Origin of the sequence: Myxococcus sp. AB025B (genome assembly GCF_006518215.1) — a bacterium.
Taxonomy (GTDB): domain Bacteria; phylum Myxococcota; class Myxococcia; order Myxococcales; family Myxococcaceae; genus Myxococcus; species Myxococcus fulvus.
Window position 1 is genome coordinate 1 of the sequence record NZ_SRLW01000588.1, and the last position, 2,029, is coordinate 2,029.

Annotated in this window: 1 protein-coding gene; it reads left to right on the top strand. The window is 74.3% G+C overall.

Translation table 11 applies throughout. The features are described 5' to 3' along the window. Positions 1-316 precede the first annotated feature (316 nt). A partial coding sequence (locus FL311_RS42820) for a serine/threonine-protein kinase (RefSeq protein ID WP_141333396.1) occupies positions 317-2,029 on the top strand: 1,713 nt, incomplete at its 3' end.

Sequence of the window (2,029 nt, forward strand, 5' to 3'; positions counted from 1 at the left end):
GTTCACATCCGGACCGCGCCGCGTGTCTCAAACTGGCGTCCGACCCCGACCGCCCCTGGGAGCGGCTGTCCCGAAACCCGCCCTCCTTGCCCACCTCCACGCGGAGGGGAGGACCCCGTGGCGCCGGGCGGACGCGAGCTCCGGGGCGGGACGGGGGCAGAGGGCGCCGTCACGCTCCTTTCTGCCCCACCGGTCTGACACCCGGAGGGGAGCGGCCGGCTTTCTGTTTCGGGCCCGTGCGGTGTCCGACAGAGGCGAGGGAGCCCCCGGAGCTTGCTTCCGTGTGTGTCCGGGTGCTTCGCTGCCACGAGAAGCCATGAGCACCGAACCTACAGAGTCCTCCCGTTTCCTCGGGCGCTACGAGCTCGTCCACCCCCTGGGCCAGGGCGGCATGGGCGAGGTGTTCCTGGCGAAGATCAGCGGCGCGGCGGGCTTCGAGAAGCCGTGCATCGTGAAGACCATCCTCCCGGCGCTGCTGAAGGACCGGCAGTTCCTGGACCGCTTCCACCATGAGGCCAAGGTGCTGGTGCACCTGGTGCACTCGTCCATCGCCCAGGTCTACGACATGGGGGAGACGGACGGGACGTACTACATGGCCCTGGAGTACGTGGCCGGCGTGGACCTGGCGTACCTCTTGGAGCAGGCGCGGGTGCAGGGCGCGCAGGTGCCCGTGCCGGTGGCGCTGTTCCTGGGGCAGCGCATGGCGGAGGGCCTGGGCTACGCGCACCGCAAGGTGGGGCCGGACGGCGTGCCGCTGGGCATCGTCCACCGCGACGTGTCGCCCCACAACGTCATGGTGTCGTACGAGGGCGAGGTCAAGGTCATCGACTTCGGCCTGGCCAAGTCCGCCGCGCGCAGCAAGTACACGCTGCCCGCCACGGTGATGGGGAAGCTGGGCTACATGTCGCCGGAGCAGGTGCGCGCCGAGGCGCTGGACCACCGCAGCGACATCTACTCCTGCGGCGTGGTGCTCTGGGAGATGCTCGCCGGCCGCTCGCTCATCCCCCACGGGACGGTGGGGGAGATGATGGCGGCCATGTCCCATCCCACGGTGCCGCCGCTGACGGGGCTGCGCGGGGACGTGGACGAGGCGCTGGACGCGGTGGTGCGCCGCGCGCTGGCGACGAAGCCGGATGAGCGCTACTCGCGCTCGGACGAGCTGGCGCGCGCGCTCAACGGCGAGCTGGTGCGCTCCGGCGCGGCGGTGGGCGCGGAGGAGGTGGGCCACTTCGTCCGCGCGCTGTGCCCGGAGGCCTTCGCGGCGCAGCGGCAGCTCATCTCCAAGGTGACCTCGTCCTCCAGCCACCGTCGCACCCCCGCGCCCATCCCCCTGGTCGCCGGCGGCACGGGCGCGTACGGCACGGGGCCTCAGGAGGTGGAGCCCGCGGGCTTCGAGCCGACCCTGATGCGCAAGCAGGACGCGCCGTCGGGGGAGAAGCAGGTGGCCGGCATGGCCCGCCCGGACGTGCCCGGTCACGGCGAGTCGATGGCCACCGACGCCACCACCCTGCGCTCCGGCTCGGACCCCGGCGCCGCCACGGCGAGGACGGCCGTCTTCGACGGGGCGACGGGGAGCACGCCGCGCCCTGCCGGCGCCGAGGCGTCGGCCTCCGGTCCCCGGGCCGCGAAGGCGTCCGGCTCCGGCCCTCGCTTCTCGGGCAACACCTCGGTGCTCCCGCCCCAGGCCGGGAGTCCCTCGGGCTCGGGGCCCCGCGCCGCCGCCCTGGAGGAGCAGGCCCCGGTGCGCCCGTCGCCTGCGTCGCGGGAGCAGGTGCCCGTGGCCGCGCGCAGCGACGAAGGGCGTGGTCGCAAGGGCCTGTTCGCGTTGGTCGCCGGCCTGGTCGTGCTGCTGATGGTGGGCACCGCGGTGACCACGGCGCACTTCATGCGGCCCGAGGGCCCGCCGCCCGTGGACGCCCCGCCGCCGCCTCCGCCGGGGGGCCTGGCCGGGAGGGACGCAAGACCTCCGCCGCCGGGGCAGCCCCCTCCCCGGGAGCCGCCGCCCACCACGGCTCCGGTCCTCCAGCAG